The sequence below is a fragment of the Streptomyces sp. NPDC026589 genome, from assembly GCF_040638385.1.
Classification (GTDB): domain Bacteria; phylum Actinomycetota; class Actinomycetes; order Streptomycetales; family Streptomycetaceae; genus Streptomyces.
On the sequence record NZ_JBEZYG010000002.1, the window covers coordinates 510,705 to 526,979 of the forward strand.

The 16,275-nt window shown below is 71.0% G+C and carries 19 protein-coding genes; 14 read left to right on the forward strand and 5 right to left on the reverse strand.

The features are described from left to right. Nucleotides 1-73 precede the first annotated feature (73 nt). Nucleotides 74-451, forward strand: coding sequence for a hypothetical protein (locus AB0F29_RS05275; RefSeq protein WP_361867571.1), 378 nt, complete (start codon nucleotides 74-76; stop codon nucleotides 449-451). A 146-nt stretch (nucleotides 452-597) separates the two neighbouring features. On the opposite strand, the gene AB0F29_RS05280 is transcribed toward AB0F29_RS05275, so the two are convergent. The 3 genes from AB0F29_RS05280 to AB0F29_RS05290 form a co-directional block, all read right to left on the reverse strand. Then, a complete protein-coding gene (locus tag AB0F29_RS05280; protein ID WP_361867573.1) occupies nucleotides 598-1,581 on the reverse strand; it encodes a COX15/CtaA family protein in 984 nt (327 codons plus the stop codon). Between the two features lie 88 nt (nucleotides 1,582-1,669). Further along, nucleotides 1,670-2,437 carry an ABC transporter permease gene (locus AB0F29_RS05285; RefSeq protein ID WP_361867575.1) on the reverse strand — a complete coding sequence of 256 codons (768 nt, stop codon included), beginning with the start codon at nucleotides 2,435-2,437 and terminating at the stop codon, nucleotides 1,670-1,672. Next, nucleotides 2,434-3,375 carry an ABC transporter ATP-binding protein gene (locus AB0F29_RS05290; RefSeq protein ID WP_361867577.1) on the reverse strand — a complete coding sequence of 314 codons (942 nt, stop codon included), beginning with the start codon at nucleotides 3,373-3,375 and terminating at the stop codon, nucleotides 2,434-2,436. The genes AB0F29_RS05285 and AB0F29_RS05290 overlap by 4 nt, the downstream gene beginning before the upstream one ends. A 136-nt stretch (nucleotides 3,376-3,511) precedes the next feature. Here AB0F29_RS05290 and AB0F29_RS05295 point away from each other — a divergent pair, with 136 nt between their 5' ends. The 9 genes from AB0F29_RS05295 (at nucleotide 3,512) to AB0F29_RS05335 (ending at nucleotide 10,530) form a co-directional block, all read left to right on the forward strand. Continuing rightward, a complete protein-coding gene (locus AB0F29_RS05295; protein ID WP_361867579.1) occupies nucleotides 3,512-4,255 on the forward strand; it encodes a metalloregulator ArsR/SmtB family transcription factor in 744 nt (247 codons plus the stop codon). Then, the gene (gene sufB, locus AB0F29_RS05300) at nucleotides 4,252-5,673 is read left to right on the forward strand and encodes a Fe-S cluster assembly protein SufB (protein WP_355081613.1); all 1,422 of its coding nucleotides are present in this window, start codon (nucleotides 4,252-4,254) and stop codon (nucleotides 5,671-5,673) included. The genes AB0F29_RS05295 and sufB overlap by 4 nt, the downstream gene beginning before the upstream one ends. Before the next feature lie 101 nt (nucleotides 5,674-5,774). Further along, nucleotides 5,775-6,956: a Fe-S cluster assembly protein SufD gene (sufD, locus tag AB0F29_RS05305; protein WP_361867580.1), complete on the forward strand. Its 1,182-nt coding sequence runs from the start codon at nucleotides 5,775-5,777 to the stop codon at nucleotides 6,954-6,956. Continuing rightward, entirely contained in the window at nucleotides 6,956-7,273 is a 318-nt protein-coding gene (locus AB0F29_RS05310) for a bifunctional 3-phenylpropionate/cinnamic acid dioxygenase ferredoxin subunit (RefSeq protein ID WP_265602306.1), read from the forward strand. Before sufD ends, AB0F29_RS05310 begins: the two co-directional genes overlap by 1 nt. A 7-nt stretch (nucleotides 7,274-7,280) precedes the next feature. Then, nucleotides 7,281-8,045: a Fe-S cluster assembly ATPase SufC gene (gene sufC, locus AB0F29_RS05315; protein WP_018957647.1), complete on the forward strand. Its 765-nt coding sequence runs from the start codon at nucleotides 7,281-7,283 to the stop codon at nucleotides 8,043-8,045. Next, entirely contained in the window at nucleotides 8,042-9,310 is a 1,269-nt protein-coding gene (locus tag AB0F29_RS05320; RefSeq protein ID WP_361867582.1) for a cysteine desulfurase, read from the forward strand. Before sufC ends, AB0F29_RS05320 begins: the two co-directional genes overlap by 4 nt. Before the next feature lie 10 nt (nucleotides 9,311-9,320). Continuing rightward, nucleotides 9,321-9,776 carry a Fe-S cluster assembly sulfur transfer protein SufU gene (gene sufU / locus AB0F29_RS05325; protein ID WP_026290469.1) on the forward strand — a complete coding sequence of 152 codons (456 nt, stop codon included), beginning with the start codon at nucleotides 9,321-9,323 and terminating at the stop codon, nucleotides 9,774-9,776. Next, entirely contained in the window at nucleotides 9,773-10,111 is a 339-nt protein-coding gene (locus AB0F29_RS05330) for a metal-sulfur cluster assembly factor (protein WP_003969897.1), read from the forward strand. Before sufU ends, AB0F29_RS05330 begins: the two co-directional genes overlap by 4 nt. Before the next feature lie 53 nt (nucleotides 10,112-10,164). After that, nucleotides 10,165-10,530 (forward strand): VOC family protein, encoded by a 366-nt coding sequence (locus tag AB0F29_RS05335; protein WP_361867584.1) that lies wholly within the window; start codon nucleotides 10,165-10,167, stop codon nucleotides 10,528-10,530. Nucleotides 10,531-10,551: 21 nt separating this feature from the next. Here the strand turns inward: AB0F29_RS05335 and AB0F29_RS05340 are convergent, their stop codons facing one another. Further along, nucleotides 10,552-11,541 carry a hypothetical protein gene (locus AB0F29_RS05340; RefSeq protein WP_361867586.1) on the reverse strand — a complete coding sequence of 330 codons (990 nt, stop codon included), beginning with the start codon at nucleotides 11,539-11,541 and terminating at the stop codon, nucleotides 10,552-10,554. A gap of 287 nt (nucleotides 11,542-11,828) precedes the next feature. Between AB0F29_RS05340 and AB0F29_RS05345 the strand changes: the two genes are divergently transcribed. Both AB0F29_RS05345 and AB0F29_RS05350 read left to right on the forward strand, forming a co-directional pair. After that, complete coding sequence (locus AB0F29_RS05345; protein ID WP_361867588.1) at nucleotides 11,829-12,155, forward strand: multidrug efflux SMR transporter; 327 nt, start codon at nucleotides 11,829-11,831, stop codon at nucleotides 12,153-12,155. Further along, the gene (locus AB0F29_RS05350) at nucleotides 12,155-12,712 is read left to right on the forward strand and encodes a TetR family transcriptional regulator (protein ID WP_361867590.1); all 558 of its coding nucleotides are present in this window, start codon (nucleotides 12,155-12,157) and stop codon (nucleotides 12,710-12,712) included. The genes AB0F29_RS05345 and AB0F29_RS05350 overlap by 1 nt, the downstream gene beginning before the upstream one ends. A gap of 84 nt (nucleotides 12,713-12,796) precedes the next feature. Here the strand turns inward: AB0F29_RS05350 and AB0F29_RS05355 are convergent, their stop codons facing one another. Beyond that, a complete protein-coding gene (locus tag AB0F29_RS05355) occupies nucleotides 12,797-15,229 on the reverse strand; it encodes a BTAD domain-containing putative transcriptional regulator (RefSeq protein ID WP_361867592.1) in 2,433 nt (810 codons plus the stop codon). Nucleotides 15,230-15,660: 431 nt separating this feature from the next. Here AB0F29_RS05355 and AB0F29_RS05360 point away from each other — a divergent pair, with 431 nt between their 5' ends. Then, nucleotides 15,661-15,882: a hypothetical protein gene (locus tag AB0F29_RS05360; protein WP_361867594.1), complete on the forward strand. Its 222-nt coding sequence runs from the start codon at nucleotides 15,661-15,663 to the stop codon at nucleotides 15,880-15,882. 47 nt (nucleotides 15,883-15,929) lie between these two features. Next, nucleotides 15,930-16,145, forward strand: coding sequence for a hypothetical protein (locus tag AB0F29_RS05365; protein WP_361867596.1), 216 nt, complete (start codon nucleotides 15,930-15,932; stop codon nucleotides 16,143-16,145). Nucleotides 16,146-16,275 lie beyond the last annotated feature (130 nt).

The following is a 16,275-nucleotide window of genomic DNA, read 5'->3' on the forward strand; positions in this document are numbered from 1 at the left end:
GGGCGGGTCGCGTGGCACAAGCCACGTGACCCGCCCGTCGCCAGTTCATCTACCCGTCGGTAGCATCCTGTTCATGGCAGAGACGGCAGCAGACGCAGCGGACACCGGACAGACCTCACGCACGGACGCCAGGAAGGCGGCGCGCGCCGAGCGCAGGGCGGCGAAGCTCGCCCGGGAGATCGGCTCCTTCGCCAAGGAGCACGGCGGCGCCGAGGGGCAGGTCGCCTACCTCGGCCAGGCGGGCGCCCGCATCGTCCTGGTCGGCGAGGACGGCGCCTGGGGCGACCTCGTGGCCCCGACCTACGCCGTGGCCGAGAACGCGGCGCGGAAGTCCGGCATCACGATGCACGAGGAGTTCGACGGCGAGTTCGCGCTCAAGGTCCGCACCGGCCCGTACGAGTGGTCCCGGATGGCCGGCATCCAGGTCGGCGGGCCCTCCAACGACCGCTGAGGCGAGGCCGTCCGCTGACGCGACGGCGCCGCCGACGCCCGCCCCTGCTCGGGCTCGAAGCGCACTGTGTACGGCCGGAGTGAGGAGCCACGGCATACGTGAGGGCGGCGGGCCACCGGCCCGCCGCCCTCACGTATGTCTGTCGGTCAGACCGCCGCCGGTGTCGACTCGGGCTGTTCGGTCGACGGGCCGGGCAGCGGGGCCGGTGCGTCGTCGCCGCGCTCGCGCATGCTCAGCACGAGCCGGATCACGGCGATCCACAGGATGGCCGAGCCGAACATGTGGACGCCGACCAGGATCTCGGGGACGTCGCTGAAGTACTGGACGTACCCGATCGCGCCCTGGGCGAGCAGCACGACCAGCAGGTCGCGGGCGCGGGCCCGGGTGTCGGCGGGCGCGTCGACCGCCCGCAGGGCCAGCCACATCGCGATGGCCAGGGCGCAGACGACCCAGGCGGAGATGGCGTGCACATGGGCGGCGGCCGACCAGTCCCACGGCATGCGCGGTACGTCGCTGCTGTCGCCGGCGTGCTTGCCGGAGCCGGTCACCGAGGTGCCCAGCACGATGAGGATCACCGTGGTCGCCACGATCGCCCAGGCCAGACGCCGTACCGGCAGCGGAGCCCGGGGGCGCGGCGGTCCTTCGCCCTCGCCGACCCGCACCCAGGTGATCACGGTGACCGCGAGAAGCGCGTTGGCCAGCAGGAAGTGCCCGGCCACCGTCCAGGGGTTGAGGCCCGCCCAGACCGTGATCCCACCGAGGACGGCGTTGCCCAGCACGATCCAGAACTGCAGCCAGGCCAGCCGGGCGAGCTTGCGGCGGCGCGGCTTGACCGAACTGATGGCGATGATCGCCCAGCCGACCGCGGCCGACAGGACGTAGGTCAGCATCCGGTTGCCGAACTCGATCGCGCCGTGCAGTCCCTGTTCGGGCGTCGCGAACAGACTGTCGTCGGTGCACTTGGGCCAGGTGTCACAGCCGAGGCCCGAACCGGTGAGCCGGACGGCCCCGCCGGTGACGATGATGAAGACGCTCATCATGACGGCGGAGAGCGCGGCGCGCTTCACCACCCTGGTGGACGGCGTCCAGCGCTTGGCGATGAGGGAGATGGGGGTTTCCACGCGGACCATCGTAGGACGGGGCTTGTGCATGATTTCACGAGGGGGTGGGTTCGTACCCGGTTGCCCGCACACGTCCAGGGAACCTGCCCCGGTCGGGCTACTCCCAGCGGAAGAACTTCGCCGCCGCGCCGAGCCCCAGCACCGCCCACACCGCCAGGATCCCGGCCTGGGCCCACGGCATCGACGCACCGTGCTGGAGGACGTCCCGCAGGCCCTCGGAGAGTGCCGATACGGGCAGCAGCCCCAGCACCGACCGCACGGCATCCGGGAACTTCTCCAGCGGCACGATGACCCCGCCGCCGACCAGCAGCAGCAGGAAGACCAGGTTGGCGGCGGCGAGCGTCGCCTCCGCCTTGAGCGTCCCCGCCATCAGCAGCCCGAGCCCGGAGAACGCGGCCGTTCCCAGCACCAGGAGCAGCAGTACCGAGAGCGGGTTTCCCTGCGGAGACCACCCCAGGGCGAAGGCGATGGCCGTCAGCAGCACGATCTGGAGCACCTCGGTGACCAGCACCGACAGCGTCTTCGCGGTCATCAGCGCCCAGCGGGGCAGCGGGGAGGCCCCCAGCCGCTTGAGGACCCCGTAACGGCGTTCGAAGCCGGTGGCGATGGCCTGGCCGGTGAAGGCGGTGGACATCACGGCGAGCGCCAGGATGCCCGGGGCCAGGAAGTCGACCGACGCGCCCGAGCCGGTGTCCACGATGTCGACCGCGCTGAACAGCACCAGCAGCAGCGCCGGGATGATCACCGTCAGCAGCAGCTGCTCGCCGTTGCGCAGCAGCATCCGGGTCTCCAGCGCGGTCTGCGCGGCGATCATCCGGGGGAGCGGGGCCGCGCCGGGGCGCGGGGTGTACGTACCGGCGCTCATGCGCGCAGCTCCTTGCCGGTCAGCTTCTTGCCGGTCAGTTCGAGGAAGACGTCCTCCAGGGTGTGCCGCTCCACGGAGATGCCCTCGGGCATCACGCCGTGCTGGGCGCACCAGGAGGTCACCGTGGCCAGCAGCTGCGGGTCGATGGACCCGGTGATCCGGTACGTCCCCGGCAGCGGCTCGGCGGCCCCGGAGCCGTCGGGCAGCGCCTTGACGAGCGAGCCGAGGTCGAGGCCCGGGCGTCCGGTGAAGCGCAGGGTGTTCTCCGCGCCGCCCCGGCAGAGCGCGTCCGGGCTGCCCTGGGCGATGACCCGGCCCGCGTCGATGATCGCGACGTCGTCGGCGAGCGCCTCGGCCTCGTCCATGAAGTGGGTTGTGAGTACCACGGACACCCCGTCTGCGCGCAGCTCGCGCACCAGGTCCCAGGTGGAGCGGCGGGCCCCCGGGTCGAGCCCGGCGGTCGGCTCGTCCAGGAACAGCAGCTCGGGCCGGCCGACCACCGCCATGGCCAGCGAGAGGCGCTGCTGCTGGCCGCCGGAGAGCCGTCGGTAGGTGGTGCGGCCGCAGTCGCCGAGGCCGAGGCGCTCGATCAGGGCGTCCACGTCGAGGGGGTGGGCGTGCAGCTTGGCCATGTGGCGGAGCATCTCGTCCGCGCGCGCACCGGAGTAGACGCCGCCGGACTGGAGCATCACCCCGATCCGCGGGCGCAGCCGCTCCGCGTCGGCGACCGGATCGAGGCCGAGGACCCGTACGGTGCCGGCGTCGGGGCGTCGGTAGCCCTCGCAGGTCTCGACGGTGGTGGTCTTCCCGGCGCCGTTCGGGCCGAGGACGGCGGTCACCGCGCCGGTGGCGACCACCAGATCGAGGCCGTTCACCGCGGTCTTCGTGCCGTACCGCTTCACCAGGCCCTTGACCTGTACGACGGGCTCGTTCTCCATGGCGCACCAGTCTAGGCAGCCCTTGGGGGAGGACGGTTGCCGGGGCCAGATTAGGTGACCCTAAGTGACGAACCACACCGTTGATCGTTCCGGACCGTGGTTGTCAGAGTCGAAGGAATTACGCAACAATGGTGTTGTGAAATACGACGGACGGGCTCCACAGGAGGAACTCGCGACCGGTGAGCGCTCGACGCGCAACCGGGTCGCGCGCTCCATCCTGGACCACGGCCCCTCCACCGCCGCGGATCTCGCCAAGCGCGTCGGCCTCACCCAGGCCGCCGTCCGCCGCCACCTGGACGCCCTCGTCTCCGACGATGTCGTCGAAGCCCGCGAACAGCGGGTCTACGGGGCGCGGAGCCGCGGCAGGCCCGCCAAGGTGTTCGCCCTGACGGACTGCGGGAGGGACGCCTTCGACCAGTCCTACGACAAGCTGGCCGCCGACGCCCTGCGCTTCATCGCCGAGTCCGGGGGGGACGAGGCGGTCCTCGCCTTCGCCCGCGCCCGGATGGCCGCGGTGGGCGAGGCGTACCGCGCCGTGGTCGAGGCCGCGGCGCCCGAAGGGCGCACCGAGGCCCTGGCCAAGGCCCTGTCGGCCGACGGGTACGCTGCTATGGCGCGAAGCGCGCCGGGCCCGCAGCAGGGCGAGCAGCTGTGCCAGCACCACTGCCCGGTGGCGCATGTCGCCGAGCAGTTCCCACAGCTGTGCGAGGCGGAGACGGAATTCTTCTCCAGCCTCCTCGGGACCCATGTGCAGCGTCTGGCCACCCTCGCCCACGGCGATGGCGTGTGCACGACCTACGTGCCGCGCAGTGGCCACGCCCCACCCCCACAGACCACCCATTCAGCATCTGCAAGCACGGCCGGGAGGAACCCCGCATGACGCTCCCCACGGAGACTGCCCACCCTGAGCTCGAGGGTCTGGGTACGTACGAATTCGGCTGGGCCGACTCCGACGCGGCAGGCGCGGCGGCGAAGCGCGGCCTCTCCGAGGCTGTCGTCCGCGACATCTCGGAGAAGAAGAACGAGCCCGAGTGGATGCTGAAGCTGCGGCTCAAGGGCCTCAAGCTCTTCGGCAAGAAGCCCATGCCGAACTGGGGCTCCGACCTGTCGGGCATCGACTTCGACAACATCAAGTACTTCGTGCGCTCGACGGAGAAGCAGGCTGCTTCCTGGGAGGAGCTGCCCGAGGAGATCAAGAACACGTACGACCGGCTCGGCATCCCCGAGGCGGAGAAGCAGCGCCTCGTCGCCGGCGTCGCCGCGCAGTACGAGTCCGAGGTCGTCTACCACCAGATCAACGAGGAGCTGGAGGCGCAGGGTGTCATCTTCATGGACACCGACACCGCGCTGAAGGAGCACCCGGAGCTCTTCAAGGAGTACTTCGGCACCGTCATCCCCGTCGGTGACAACAAGTTCGCCTCGCTGAACTCCGCGGTGTGGTCCGGTGGCTCGTTCATCTACGTGCCCAAGGGCGTCCACGTGGAGATCCCGCTCCAGGCCTACTTCCGTATCAACACGGAGAACATGGGCCAGTTCGAGCGGACGCTGATCATCGTCGACGAGGACGCCTACGTCCACTACGTCGAGGGCTGCACCGCCCCGATCTACTCCTCGGACTCGCTGCACAGCGCCGTGGTCGAGATCATCGTGAAGAAGGGCGGCCGCTGCCGCTACACGACCATCCAGAACTGGTCGAACAACGTCTACAACCTGGTCACCAAGCGGGCCGTGGCCTACGAGGGCGCGACCATGGAGTGGGTCGACGGCAACATCGGCTCCAAGGTGACCATGAAGTACCCGGCCATCTACCTGATGGGCGAGCACGCCAAGGGCGAGACCCTGTCCATCGCCTTCGCGGGCGAGGGCCAGCACCAGGACGCCGGCGCCAAGATGGTCCACATGGCACCGAACACCTCCTCCAACATCGTCTCCAAGTCGGTGGCGCGAGGCGGCGGCCGTACGTCCTACCGCGGTCTGATCGAGATCGGCGAGGGCGCGCCGGGCGCGAAGTCCAACGTGCTCTGCGACGCTCTGCTCGTCGACACGATCTCCCGCTCGGACACCTACCCCTACGTCGACGTCCGCGAGGACGACGTGTCGATGGGCCACGAGGCGACCGTCTCCAAGGTCTCCGAGGACCAGCTCTTCTACCTCATGAGCCGCGGACTCACCGAGTTCGAGGCCATGGCGATGATCGTGCGCGGCTTCGTCGAGCCGATCGCGAAGGAGCTGCCCATGGAGTACGCCCTGGAGCTCAACCGGCTGATCGAGCTGCAGATGGAGGGTTCGGTCGGCTAGGTCCTCGTCCGAGGGCCACCGGGACGGCCGTTCGCGGCCGTCCCCGCACTCCCACCGAACCACCCCCCTTCTTGACTGAGAAAGCGAGCACTACGACAGCCATGGCTGAGGCTCAGAACACTCCGGTGGGCTCCACCACCGCCGGCTCCATCGCGGTGGCCGCCGAGTCGACCGTCGCCACCCGCATGAGCGCCCCCCCGTCCTTCGACGTCGCGGACTTCCCCGTCCCGCACGGCCGCGAGGAGGAGTGGCGCTTCACGCCGCTGGAGCGGCTGCGCGGTCTGCACGACGGCACCGCGGTCGCGAGCGGCGGCGGCGTGAAGGTCGCGATCGAGGCCCCCGAGGGCGTCACGGTCGAGACCGTCGGCCGCGACGACTCCCGGCTCGGCAAGGCCGGCACCCCGGTGGACCGGGTCGCCGCCCAGGCGTACAGCTCCTTCGAGCAGGCCTCGGTCGTCACGGTCGCCAAGGAAGCCGTGCTCACCGAGCCGGTCCGGATCACCGTGCACGGCGAGGGCGGCGTCGCCTACGGCCACCAGCTCATCCAGCTGGGCGCCTTCGCCGAGGCCGTCGTCGTCATCGACCACACCGGTGACGCGGTGCTCGCCGCCAACGTCGACTACGTGCTGGGCGACGGCGCGAAGCTCACCGTCGTCTCCGTCCAGGACTGGGACGACACGGCCGTCCACGTCGGCCAGCACAACGCGCTGATCGGCCGGGACGCCTCGTTCAAGTCGATCGTCGTCACCTTCGGCGGCGACGTCGTCCGCCTGCACCCCCGGGTGGCCTACGCGGCCCCCGGCGGCGAGGCGGAGCTCTTCGGCCTGTACTTCACCGACCAGGGCCAGCACCAGGAGCACCGCCTCCTGGTCGACCACAACACCCCGCACTGCAAGTCCAACGCGGTGTACAAGGGCGCTCTCCAGGGCGACGGCGCGCACGCCGTCTGGATCGGCGACGTCCTCATCCAGGCCGCTGCCGAGGGCACCGACACCTACGAGATGAACCGGAACCTCGTCCTCACCGACGGCGCCCGGGTCGACTCCGTGCCCAACCTGGAGATCGAGACCGGCGAGATCGTCGGCGCCGGCCACGCCTCGGCGACCGGCCGCTTCGACGACGAGCAGCTCTTCTACCTCCAGTCCCGCGGCATCCCGGCCGAGGAGGCCCGCCGTCTCGTCGTGCGCGGCTTCTTCGCCGAGCTGGTCCAGCAGATCGGTCTGCCGGACGTCGAAGCGCGTCTCCTCGAGAAGATCGAGACCGAGCTGAAGGCGTCCGTCTGATGTCCTTCGTCAAGGCCTGTGCGCTGAGTGAGCTGGAGGACGACACCCCCAAGCGGGTGGAGCTCGACGGCACACCCGTCTCCCTCGTCCGTACCGAGGGCGAGGTGTTCGCGATCAACGACATCTGCTCGCACGCGAACGTCTCCCTCTCGGAGGGCGAGGTGGAGGACTGCGCGATCGAGTGCTGGCTGCACGGATCGTCGTTCGACCTCCGCACCGGCAAGCCGTCCGGCCTTCCCGCGACGCGCCCCGTCCCCGTATACCCCGTAAAGATCGAAGGGGACGATGTGCTCGTCTCCGTCACCCAGGAGTCCTGAGTCACCCATGGCAACGCTTGAAATCCGCGACCTGCACGTCACCGTCGAGGCCGACAACGCCACGAAGGAGATCCTCAAGGGCGTCGACCTGACCGTGAAGCAGGGCGAGACCCACGCCATCATGGGCCCCAACGGGTCCGGCAAGTCCACCCTCGCGTACTCGCTCGCGGGTCACCCCAAGTACACGATCACCAGTGGCACGGTCACCCTGGACGGCGAGGACGTCCTGGAGATGTCCGTCGACGAGCGGGCCCGCGCCGGCCTGTTCCTCGCCATGCAGTACCCGGTCGAGATCCCCGGTGTCTCGGTCTCCAACTTCCTGCGCACCTCCGCCACCGCCATCCGCGGCGAGGCCCCCAAGCTGCGTACGTGGGTCAAGGAGGTCAAGGAGACGATGGCCGGGCTCCAGATGGACCCCGCCTTCGCCGAGCGCAACGTCAACGAGGGCTTCTCCGGCGGTGAGAAGAAGCGCCACGAGATCCTTCAGCTGGAGCTCCTCAAGCCGAAGATCGCCGTCCTGGACGAGACCGACTCCGGCCTGGACGTCGACGCGCTCAAGACCGTCTCCGAGGGTGTCAACCGGGTCCGCGAGACCGGCGAGGTCGGCACCCTGCTGATCACGCACTACACCCGCATCCTGAAGTACATCAAGCCCGACTTCGTGCACGTCTTCGCCAACGGCCGGATCGCGGCCTCCGGCGGCGCCGAGCTGGCCGACCAGCTGGAGAACGAGGGCTACGAGGCCTACACGAAGGGGGGCGCTTCCGCGTGACTGACGCCCGACAGGGGCTCACCGGCCTCCTCGACACCGAGGCGATCCGCAAGGACTTCCCGATCCTGGACCGCACGGTCCACGACGGCAAGAAGATCGTGTACCTGGACTCCGCGGCGACCTCGCAGAAGCCGCGCCAGGTCCTCGACGCGCTCAACACGTACTACGAGCGTCACAACGCGAACGTGCACCGCGGCGTCTACACGATCGCCGAGGAGGCCACCGCGCTGTACGAGGGCGCCCGTGACAAGGTCGCGGCCTTCATCAACGCACCCAGCCGCAACGAGGTGATCTTCACGAAGAACGCCTCGGAGTCGCTCAACCTCGTGGCGAACATGCTCGGCTGGGCGGACGAGCCCTATCGGGTGGACAGCGACACGGAGATCGTCACCACGGAGATGGAGCACCACTCCAACATCGTGCCGTGGCAGCTGCTCTCGCAGCGCACCGGCGCGAAGCTGAAGTGGTTCGGCATCACCGACGACGGCCGGCTCGACCTGTCGAACATCGACGAGATCATCACCGAGAAGACGAAGATCGTCTCCTTCACGCTGGTCTCGAACATCCTGGGCACCGTCAACCCGGTCGAGCAGATCATCCGCCGCGCCCAGCAGGTCGGCGCGCTGGTCTGCATCGACGCCTCGCAGGCGGCCCCGCACATGGTGCTGGACGTGCAGGCGCTCCAGGCCGACTTCGTGGCCTTCACGGGCCACAAGATGGTCGGCCCGACGGGCATCGGCGTGCTGTGGGGACGGCAGGAGCTCCTGGAGGACCTGCCGCCCTTCCTCGGCGGCGGCGAGATGATCGAGACCGTGTCGATGCACTCCTCGACGTACGCCCCGGCGCCGCACAAGTTCGAGGCCGGTACGCCCCCGATCGCCCAGGCCGTCGGCCTCGGCGCGGCCGTGGACTACCTCTCGGCGATCGGCATGGAGAAGATCCACAACCACGAGAAGGCGATCACCGAGTACGCGGTGAAGCGCCTTCTGGGCGTCCCGGACCTGCGGATCATCGGTCCGGCGACGGCCGAGGACCGCGGGGCCACGATCTCCTTCACGCTCGGCGACATCCACCCGCACGACGTGGGCCAGGTCCTCGACGAGCTGGGCATCGCCGTCCGGGTCGGCCACCACTGCGCCCGCCCGGTCTGCCTGCGGTACGGAATTCCCGCGACGACGCGAGCGTCGTTCTATCTGTACTCCACGCCCGCCGAGGTAGACGCCCTGGTGGACGGTCTGGAGCACGTCCGGAACTTCTTCGGCTGAGGGTTGACTGGTGAAGCTTGAATCCATGTACCAGGAAGTGATCCTGGACCACTACAAGCACCCCCACGGGCGCGGCCTGCGGGACGGCGACGCCGAGGTGCACCACACCAATCCGACGTGCGGCGACGAGATCACGCTCCGGGTGAAGTACGACGGCGAGACCATCGCCGACGTGAGCTACGACGGCCAGGGCTGCTCCATCAGCCAGGCCAGCGCCTCCGTGCTGAACGAACTGCTCGTCGGCAAGGAGCTGTCCCAGGCGCGGAAGATCCAGGAGACCTTCCTGGAGTTGATGCAGTCCAAGGGGCAGCTGGAGCCGGACGACGCGATGGAGGAGGTGCTGGAGGACGCCGTCGCGTTCGCCGGCGTCTCCAAGTACCCCGCCCGGGTCAAGTGCGCGCTGCTGAGCTGGATGGCGTGGAAGGACGCGACGGCCAAGGCGCTGTCCGAAGGGAAGACCGCATGAGCGACAACGAGACCGCGACCATGAAGCCGGCCTCCGAGGAGGAGGTCCGCGAGGCGCTGTACGACGTCGTCGACCCCGAGCTGGGCATCGACGTCGTCAACCTGGGCCTGATCTACGGCATCCACGTCGACGACGCCAACATCGCCACCCTCGACATGACGCTGACGTCCGCGGCCTGCCCGCTGACCGACGTCATCGAGGACCAGGCGAAGTCCGCCACGGACGGCATCGTCAACGAGCTCCGGATCAACTGGGTCTGGATGCCGCCGTGGGGCCCGGACAAGATCACCGACGACGGACGCGAGCAGCTCCGCGCGCTGGGGTTCAACGTCTGACACGCTCCGCGAGGAGCGATGAACGGCCATGCCCGCCAGGCAGACTGGTGGGCATGGCCGTTTCCCTGTACCACATCGCCGTCGACGCTCACGACCTGCCGCTCGTCGCCCGCTTCTGGAGCGCGGTGCTGGACTGGCAGCTGCTCTTCGAGCACGAGGAGGAGATCATCATCGGCGCGAACGAGACCGCGCTGCCGGGCATGTGCTTCCTCCCCGTGCCGGAGGGGAAAACGGTCAAGAACCGGCTGCACATCGATCTGACACCGGACGACCAGGACGCCGAGGTCGAGCGGATCCTCGCCCTCGGCGCCCGGCGGGTGGACGTCGGGCAGGGGCCGGACGCCACCTTCGTGGTGATGGCCGATCCGGAGGGCAACGAGTTCTGTGTGCTGCGCCCCAAGCGGACCCTGACCGACTGAGCCGGCCCGGCCCCCGCGTGCTCAGACGTGGGAGGGCGGCGGGGGGCCGTACTGCTCGGGCAGGGTCGTCGCCGCCGCCTCGGCCAGGACCGGGCCCAGGTTCTCCGTGCGCATCCGGAGGTCGACATACAGCAGGCCGACCACCAGCGGGGGGAAGATCGCCGTGAAGAGCTGGGCGATCATCTGGCTGATGAACGACAGCAGCATCACGCCGCCGAGCACCGCGAGGATCTGCCCGCCGCTCGGGTCCGCGTCCATGTCCGCCGGGTCGAACACGCCGGGGAGCAGGCCGACCATCTGGAACGGCATCTGGATCGTGTAGCCGATCACGGCCGCGAGTCCGACGGCGAGCAGCCAGACGCCGAAGACCCGCCACCAGTTGCCGCGCACCAGCTGGACCGAGCGGCGCAGGGCGGCGACCGGCCGCTGCTGCTCGAAGACCACGACCGTCGGGGCCAGGGAGAAGCGGACGTAGAGCCACATCGCCACCGGTGCGACGAGCAGGGCGCCGAGGAAGCCGACCACCATCAGCGGCACGACGCCGTCCTCGTCGCCCAGCGACACGGCGTAGATCATCAGCCCGGCGATGGCACCCATCATGAGCGCCATCGGGACGAGCATGATCAGCCCGGTCAGGAACACCGTGCCGAGGATCGACCAGACCCGCGACCACGCCCGCCTCCAGACCTCCCCGAAGCCGATCGGGCGGCCCAGGACGGCTTCCTGGAGGACCACCGGGACCGCCGCCTGCACCACGGCGGACGCCAGCAGGTAGACGATCATGCCGATGACCATCAGCACGCCGAACGCGACGCCCAGCGGGACCAGTTGCGCCGCGTCCGGAGATCCCGGGGAGCCGGCAGTCAGTTCGTCCCACTGGCTCGCGACGGCGGCGCCGGCGGCCACCAGCGCGGCGATCATCACGAGCGTCGCCGCGCCGAAAAGCGTCAGGGCGATCCCGATCAGCGGTTTCCAGTACCGCCCGAGCGTCGAGAAGGCGCCGCTGAGCATGTCCGAGACCCTCAGCGGCGCCAGGGGTATGACCCCCGGCTTCGGCGGTGCGGCCCACCCGCTGTTCCATCCCCCGCCCGGTCCCTGCGCGCCCCCGTGGAAGGGCCCCCCACCGTGAGGTGCGCCCCCGTACGGGCCGCCGCCCCACCCTGCGTCCTGCGCCACTGCGTCTCCGTCGTGTCGTCGGCCCGAGTCACGGGCCGTTTGGTCGGTCGGCACACCGTAGCGCCCCCGACGTGGGCCGATGATATGTACGGTCGTACGCAACGTTGGGTACAGTCGTACCCATGGGATACGCATACGGACTTCTGGCCGCCGCCATCGCGGCGGAGGTGGCCGGGACGACGGCCATGAAGTACAGCGAGGGCTTCACCCGGCTCTGGCCCTCGATCGGCACCGTGGTGGGCTACCTCATCGCCTTCACCCTGCTCGCCCAGACCCTCAAGACGCTCTCCGTGGGCTCCGCCTACGCCATCTGGGCCGGCGTCGGCACCGCGGCCGTCGCCCTCATCGGGATCCTGTTCCTGGGGGAGTCCAGCGGCCTGGCCAAGATCATCGGCATCGCCCTGATCGTGGCCGGGGTCGTCGTCCTCAACCTGGGCGGGGCGCACTGATGGCCCGGCGGTACGACCCCGGGCGGCGGACGAAGATCATCGACGCCGCGCTGCGGGTGATCGCGGCCGACGGCATGGCCGGCCTCAGCCACCGCACCGTGGCCGCCGAGGCCGATGTGCCGCTCGGCTCGACCACGTACCACTTCGGCTCCCTCGACGAACTCCTGGTCGCCGCCCTGCGCCGGTGCAACGAGAACTTCGTGCAGGAACTGCGCGGCAGCGAGGCCCTGGCGGGACCCGTCGGCTCCGCCGGTCTCGCGGAGGAGCTGACGCGGTTGCTGGGCCGGTGGTTCGCGGGCGAACGCGGGGCGATCGAGCTGGAGTACGAGCTGTACCTCGCGGCCCTGCGCCGCCCCGTGCTGCGCCCCGTCGCCGCCGAATGGACCGAGGAGGCCGTCGAGCTGCTGTCCCGGCACACCGACCCGGAGACCGCGCGGGCGCTCGTCGCACTGATGGACGGCGTCTGTCTCCAGGTGCTCCTCACCGGCGGCACGTTCGACGCGCCCTGCACCCGCGAGATGCTGGCCCGGATCGTGGACGGCGGCAGCAGTCGCTGATGCTCACCGCGAGCCCGCCCCGCGCCGTCTCCCTCACCGGCGTGTTCGGGTAGCGCGGTCGCCGCTCTGCCGGGACGTGATCCCTCACGCCAGGCACGGCAACGTCGGCGCGGCCCCCGCCGGTACCCGGCCCCCACCACCCTCGCCGTCCGCACCGCCTCCCCGCGCCCCGGTCTCCACCACGGCGTACCCCGCGCGACGGCTGTGTACCGCCCGGCGGCGCGCCCCGCCGGACAGCTCGCCCCTGCCCGCTCCCGCGGCCCTGCCCCCTGCCCCGTACGCCCGGCCCTGCCGCGGCACCAGGCCGTCCAGTACCAGGGCCAGCTCCCACGCCACCGAGTCCCACTCCCGCCGCTCCGCCAGCCGTCGGGCGGCGGTGAGGCACGCCCATTCGGCGTGGAACCACGCCCCCGCCGCACGCCGGTCGGCGGGCCGTTCCGGGGCCACTCCCGGCAGCGGCGGCCCCAGCCACACCGGCCGACGCCCGTACGGGCCCAGCAGCCGACGGGCCGCCCACGCGGTGTGCGCGTAGTGGTCGAGCACCCGCCGCAGCGCCCGCTCGAACGGCCCCGCTTCCCGCAGTTCGGCCGAGAACACCCGTACCAGCCCGTGCATGCGGTACCGGCCGGGCCAGTGCTGCTCCAGCAGATGGACCGCCTCCAGCTCCCGCAGCAGCACCCGCGCCGACGCCGGGGAACAGCCCAGCAGACTCCCCGCGGCGCCCAGCCCGATGTCCGGCCCCGGCACCGCCGACAGTAACCGGAACGCCCCGGCCGCGGCACCGCTCAGCGCCCGGTACGACAGACGCAGCGCCGTCCGGACATCCGCCGACGGATCACCCGTGCCCAGAGCGGTCAGCCGGCCCGTCGCGTCCCGCAGCTCCTCGGCGAGGTCCGCCAGCGGAAAGCCCGGCCGGGCCGCCGCCCGCGCGGCGACCACGCCGAGCGCCAGCGGCAGACCCGAGCACCGCTCCAGGACGGCCGCCGTCGACTCCGGCTCGGCCGCCAGCCGCGCCTCGCCCAACCGGTGCCCGAGGAGTTCCCGGGAGTCCGCCCGGGACAGGGTGGACAGCGACACCGCGTGTGCCCCCTGGGTGACGGCGAGCCCCGTCAGTCGACGGCGGCTGGTGACCAGTACGGCGGCTCCCGCGCTCCCCGGCAGCAGCGCCGCGACCTGTTCGGCGTCGGCCGCGTCGTCCAGCATGATCAGCACCCGGCGGTCCGCGACCAGGCTCCGGTACAGCCCGGCGAGCGCCTGCCGGCCCGCCGGCGCCGCCGCCGGGTCCACGCCGAGACCGCACAGCAGCAGTCGGAGCGCCGCGGCGGGCGTCAGCGGACCGCCCGAGCGGGCGAACCCGCGCAGATCCACGTACAACTGCCCGTCGGGGAATCGGCAGAGGTTGCGGTGCGCCCAGTGCAGCGCCACCGAGGTCTTCCCCACCCCCGCGCCGCCGCTGATGACACACACCGGCCCCGCGCCGGGGCCGCCGGGTCCCGCCATGCCCGCCGTCTCGTCCGCCGTCTCGTCCCCCGTCTCGTCCGGAGACCGGCCCAACGCCTCGTCCAGCAGGGCGAGCTCGGACGTACGCCCGGTGAAGTGCCGTGTCGCCGAGGGCAGCTCGCGCGGCACCGTGCCGACCCGCGCGCCACCGGGGAGCGGCCGGGAGTCCGCTCCCGTGGGCGCTCCGGACGTCGTGAAGGAGCCCAGCGCCGGCGGGCCCGGCCGCCCGGCCGGCCCGAGCGTCGCATCGCCTGCCAGCACCCGTTGATGCAGCCGCCGCAGCTCCGGCCCCGGATCGCTGCCCAACTCCTCCGCCAGCGCGCACCGCACCCGCTCGAAGCAGCGCAGCGCATCCGCCGTCCGTCCGCTGCGGCTCAGCGCGGTCATCAACTGGGCGGTCAGCCGCTCGTCCCAGGGGCGCTCGTCGTGGCAGGCGCCCAGTTCCGGCAAGAGCGCGCCGTGACACCCCAGCCGCAGTGCCACGTCGTTGCGGTCCAGGCGGCAGGCGTGCCGTTGCTCCGACAGCGAGACCCGTGCCGCGTTGAACCACGGGGTGTCCACCGCCGCGAACGGCTCGCCCCGCCACAGCGCGAGCGCCCGGTCGTACAGCTCCAGCGCACCGCCGTCGTCGGTGGAGCTGTACGACCGGGCGCGGGCGACCAGATCGCGGAAGAGATGCACATCCACCGTGCCCGGACCGGCCGGCACCGCGTACCCGCCGGGCCGCCGCACGATCGCGGGCCGCCCCGGATCAGCACCGTCCGGTACGACGCCGTCCGGCGCGGGGCGTTCCAGCGCCCGCCTCAGCCGTGACAGATAGGTGTGCACGGCCGCCGCGACCCGGCGCGGCGGCCGGTCGCCCCAGACCCGCTCCGCCAGGCCGTCCACCGGAACCACCCGGTCCACATCCATCAGCAGTGCCGCCAGGACGGTCCGCTGCCGGGCCGGGCCCAGATCCACCCGGCGCCCGTCCCGCCGGGCCTCGATCTCCCCGAGGACTCCGTACCAGATTGCCAACGCGCTCCGCCCGTCTGCCGAGTGCCGTCCCACCAGCCGCCGCCGATTTCAGATCCGATCAAGATTCCTGCAAGAGCGCCCACGGAGGCTGACGGGGTCGAAGGCGCTCCCACGCAACCGGCCGGGAGCACACCGCGGGTCTCTCACCAACCGAGAGGATTTCCCCGCACAAGAGGTTCCAGAACCCGCCCGGCGCTTCGGCCGACCGTCCGCATCCCGGGCGGCCGGCTCCACCGGGCGTCGGTAGCCGAAGGCTCGCCGACCGGGCGACCCGGCTCCGCTACGGGGCGGAACAGGCCCCTTGAACGACCGTGGTCCGCCACATCCGGGCGGACAGCGGTCGGCTTCCCCCGCGCCACCGCTGCGAGCGCCGCACCGGCCGGCCGGCCCGCCCCGGGCCGGCCGCTCACCCGCTGACCGAAGGATCTGCCATGCGTGCCTGGTTCGAGAACCTCTCCGATGCCCTGATCGACCGCCTGGTCCCGAAGACCGAGGCTGCCGCCGCCACCGAGTGCTGGACCGAGGAGGTCTGCCAGCAGGGGCCGCTCCAGCTTTGCGGCTCCACCGGCCGCTGGGGCTACTTCATCTACCAGGTGTGCGCCGACGGCACCCGCAGCTTCCGGGGCGTCCGCTGCGCCCGCTGCAACGGCTGACCTGCCCCCGGCACCCCCTCTCACCTACCGAAGACGAAAGGATCTCCATGCGCGACTGGATCCGGAACCTGTCCGATTCGCTGGTCGACCGTCTGGTTCCCCGGGCGGAGGCGGCTGCCGCCGTCGAGTGCTGGACCGAGGAAGTGTGCAATTCGACGATGGTACCGATGTGCCACCGCACCGGTTTCAAGGCGATCTTCACCAGTCAGGTCTGTTCCGACGGAACCCAGGTGTTCCTGGGGAAGCGCTGCGCCGTCTGCTGACGGCAGCCCCCGGAGAGGCGACCTGAAGGTGGCCTCTCCGGGACGTGCTCCGGATGCGTGCCGCTCCCGGGTCATCGACCCGGGAGCGGCACGCACCACGGCCCGTCGGCAGCGCGGCAGGAACCCCTAC